At 46.8% G+C, this 3,599-nt stretch carries 3 protein-coding genes; all 3 read right to left on the bottom strand.

What is annotated here, in order from left to right; all coding sequences use genetic code 11:
* Positions 1 to 174: 174 nt before the first annotated feature.
* Entirely contained in the window at positions 175 to 900 is a 726-nt protein-coding gene (locus QUB12_RS36870; protein WP_333311041.1) for a hypothetical protein, read from the bottom strand.
* Between the two features lie 18 nt (positions 901 to 918).
* On the bottom strand, positions 919 to 2,226 hold the full coding sequence (locus tag QUB12_RS36865) for a glutathionylspermidine synthase family protein (RefSeq protein WP_333311040.1): 1,308 nt from the start codon (positions 2,224 to 2,226) through the stop codon (positions 919 to 921).
* Between the two features lie 322 nt (positions 2,227 to 2,548).
* Positions 2,549 to 3,202 carry a DUF1190 domain-containing protein gene (locus QUB12_RS36860; protein ID WP_333311038.1) on the bottom strand — a complete coding sequence of 218 codons (654 nt, stop codon included), beginning with the start codon at positions 3,200 to 3,202 and terminating at the stop codon, positions 2,549 to 2,551.
* Positions 3,203 to 3,599 lie beyond the last annotated feature (397 nt).

Here is a 3,599-nt window from a genome sequence, read left to right as displayed (position 1 = left end):
GAAAAAATGCTTTAATTCATATAAGAATTAGAGTTTTTAACCGCAGAGGACACAGAGGACACAGAGAGAGTTAGAGGAGAAAGAGAAAGTTGCGGTAGGGTGCGTCAGTTTGAGATGCTCGATCGCCACGGAAAGTATAATAATGTTGCTCGGATGATTAACTTGGTAATTCTGTTAGAAAAACGTGAGAATTCTTTGAATCACCTGGGTATTAAAATCTTTCGGAAAGCGGTCTCTTTCCTGAGCGTGATCTAGAAAGAAAGTCTTGGGATAATAAGCAAGACTGGCTTCCATCTCGCTAATCTTTTCTAATAAGGGTTCGATGCGATCGATTTTGTCGGGATGGCGATGTTGGATGAGAGTCGCAGCATTCCTAAAATGCCGCCCCTCATCCTGCGTGACCAAATGTCCTACGCGAGCAAAGCCGTTCCCATAGTGTTGGTAGAATTCCTTAATATCCCGGTGATAAGACCACACGGAACCCATTTCGTCAAACATTAAACCAACTAGAATGGTGAATTCGTTCTCAATCAGAAACGAGATCGGTTCGAGTTCATGCACCCGACTCTGGTTTTTTTGGTCGATCGCCTCTGGGGACAAACCTGATACCATGTGATAGACCTTACGTAGAGCAACGTAGTGCCGTAATTCGTCTTGCAGCCAAAGTTCGATCGCACTCATGAATTCTAACGAGAACTCCGAACTGCGAGAGAGGAGATGCTCGTAGAGTGGCTGACTGTCTCCCTCAGAGAACACATCTCGGCTCAGGAGATCCATAAATCCAGCCTGAATTGTAGGCGCAACTTCGGGAATTTTAAACTCATCGGCAATAAATTCATCTACACTCCACTCACTGCTAAGAATCGGAATTCCCCGGACATCATGAGTTTGTAATTTCATAGTTTTTGTGATTAGAAGTTAAGTATTCACCAGACGATCGCTCACGATATGCGGAACGATTAAGCAATGTCGTCCGGTGATCGGATTGGTATCTCCGCGCAATACGATGCCGGATGGAGTATCCCCGACAATCCAGGAACCTACGACGAAGTGGTAGCCAAAATATTCGGGCAAGGGTTGATAGGACTGAATAATGAATCCTTCGCGATCGTAGCCCATCGCCTCGCGGGCGTGAACGGCTCCGGCAACAAAATCGCCTGTTTCAATAGAAACCCCAACACCTTCTAGACCCACGAGGGGCTTTTTGACGTGCATTTGGGTCAGTAATGCTGTTGATTCGATCGAGATAGTATCTGTGAAGAAAGTGGGTAGCAAGAATTGAGCGTACACTGGGTGGTTGCCAAATAATTCCCACATCCACACCATCGATCCTTTATTGCTTAAAATCTGTTTCCACAGCGGTTCAATGATTTTCACGTCCCCTGCTATCAGGCGCGATGCTAGGGCTTCATCTGCGTTAAAGGATTGGCTGGCGAGTTGCAAATCCAGCCAATCGACGATTTTCCACAGCCGCAAGATCCGATTATTGAATTGATCGACAAAAAATCCTTCTTCATCCACGCCCAGATGGTTACGCAATCCTACAAGTTGGGTGAAAAAGCGATCGTTTCCCAATTCTTGATTAATAATTTCGACCAGTTGTCCTGCCATCTCGGTATCTTCTGGCAGATGCTCGTCAATTAACAAGCTCAGGCCCAACTGCTTTAAATCATAATGACGACTTAGAGTGCGGAATCGACCCGCAACTTCGTCCCAAAAGTTGTTGAACTGATTGGCATCGTTGGGAAGCGAACGCAAATCTCGGCTTGTTTTTTTCATGTCATCTAACCACAGCCATTGATAGACTGTTTCTGCACCCAAGAGAGGAGTTTCGCCGTTGATTTCTAGAAGGCTAATTTTTCCATCTTCAGTGACGGCAAGATCGAAACGGGTATAAAGAGACATATCTTCTGCTTCGTCAACCCGATCCCACGAAACCTGAATTGCTTCCCAGAAAGCAGGGGGAATAGCGAGTTTTTTCATCCGATTTTCTAGGCCATCAGCGGTGAAAAACCAGTCCAAAAACTCCCGACACATATCCCAAAGAGCCTCAGTAGCATCCCAGATTCTCGCCTCTTCCTGGCGCGAAAACATCACCCCAAAAGGACGGTCTAAGGCTTCTGCCCAGTAGCGTTGGTTGATGTCTGCAAGAGGCTGACATTGGTAGGCGTTATCTAATACGTGCTGCTGCCAGTTGCGTCGTCGCTGAAACAAAAAGGGATACATGGTTGAAGCGCCTTGCTAGTGGTGTGGAACTCAATGAGCTACAAAAACAGAGAAAAGAACTAGAGAAAAAATAGTTGTGGGATGAATCGCCGCTCAAAAATGCTTGCATTCTATCAATTCGGGCGGGGCCGGAATGATATCAAATCCGCGCTTCTAAGTCGGGCGTAAAGTCGAATCAAGCTGCCAACAAATAATTCGCGCAATTTTCCTTTTTTTGACTCACAGTCAACAGTCAACAGTCAACAGTCAACAGTCAACAGTCAACAGTCAACAGTCAACAGTCAACAGTCAACAATGATAAGGAGTGCAACCGGAATCGATGTCATTTGCCTCCGCTTCCCAAAGGAGCCGTGGAGCGGACAGAATTACCAAAGCTCCCTCGTCCCTTGATGGTTCCGCGAGCTGCGTGGCCTGGGGGGCGATTTGGGGTGTCGCGACTGGAGGAAAAGTAGGGAGAATCTAGCGGTATGCCCTGTAGGGGACGAGTAATCTGGGTTCTATCTGGAGTTACAATTCCGATGTTGGAGCGGTAAACGGGTTGCACTGGATAAATCGTGTAGGAGCCGCCGTTGACGCCGTTGACCACTGTTGGAGGGGCATCATCATCGACATCATCGGTGAAATAGAAGCCGCCGAAGTCTGGTCGCCATCCGGGGGTAGCAACGCTGGAATTCGATACCTGCGAGCAAATGCTTGCTGTGTCTTCTTGGCATTCTGGCTGCGTGCGATACACGGGCGTAATGCGTTCGTATTCCTGCATTGCGTACCGGAACTGGGCCTGACACTGCTCTTTGGTGAACCCGTTGCTTTGGTTCGTCGCATCTACAATACATTGCTGTTCGGATGCGTAGTAGCGTACTTCGTTGGGTTGCCGCAACATGGTATAAGCAAGATAGCCTAATCCACCGATCGCCAGTACACCGGATGTAATTAGAAGGTAACGAATTGTTGTCGTTCGATTGTTGTGATGAGTCATGGCTAACCGGAGGTTAGAGTCATTATTTCAAAGAACCTGGAATGTGATGAATTTGCTGCCAATGAGATGATTGGATTTACACGGTCAACCAAAGTTCAAGTAATTTACCTAAGTCTGTGAGTTGGCACTCACGACTTTGATTATAGCTTTTACTACATTGCCCGATTCAGGGATTCCTCGATCGCAGCAAATTATATTCCTCAAATATTTTATTTCAAATTCACCTTTTTTTACTGTGCCGATCGCGCTGGCGATCAAGTTTAGCTAAAAATGCACCCGAAACATCCGCCAGAATGCTAATTATCCGATACAAAGCCACCGCACTCAGAATTATACCCGTAGAAAAGCGATCGGACAGCAGGGCGATCGCCGTTGCTTCAAATACTCCCATTCCCCC

The organism is Microcoleus sp. B7-D4, from assembly GCF_036705125.1.
GTDB lineage: Bacteria > Cyanobacteriota > Cyanobacteriia > Cyanobacteriales > Microcoleaceae > Microcoleus.
Note: the sequence above shows the minus strand (reverse complement) of the source record. Positions and strands in the feature narration are given on the sequence as shown.

What these genes read in the sequence shown, in the direction of transcription:
- QUB12_RS36870 (WP_333311041.1), bottom strand. Translation starts at nt 900, where the DNA reads ATGAAATTACAAACTCATGATGTCCGGGGAATTCCGATTCTTAGCAGT.
- QUB12_RS36865 (WP_333311040.1), bottom strand. Translation starts at nt 2,226, where the DNA reads ATGTATCCCTTTTTGTTTCAGCGACGACGCAACTGGCAGCAGCACGTA.
- QUB12_RS36860 (WP_333311038.1), bottom strand. Translation starts at nt 3,202, where the DNA reads ATGACTCATCACAACAATCGAACGACAACAATTCGTTACCTTCTAATT.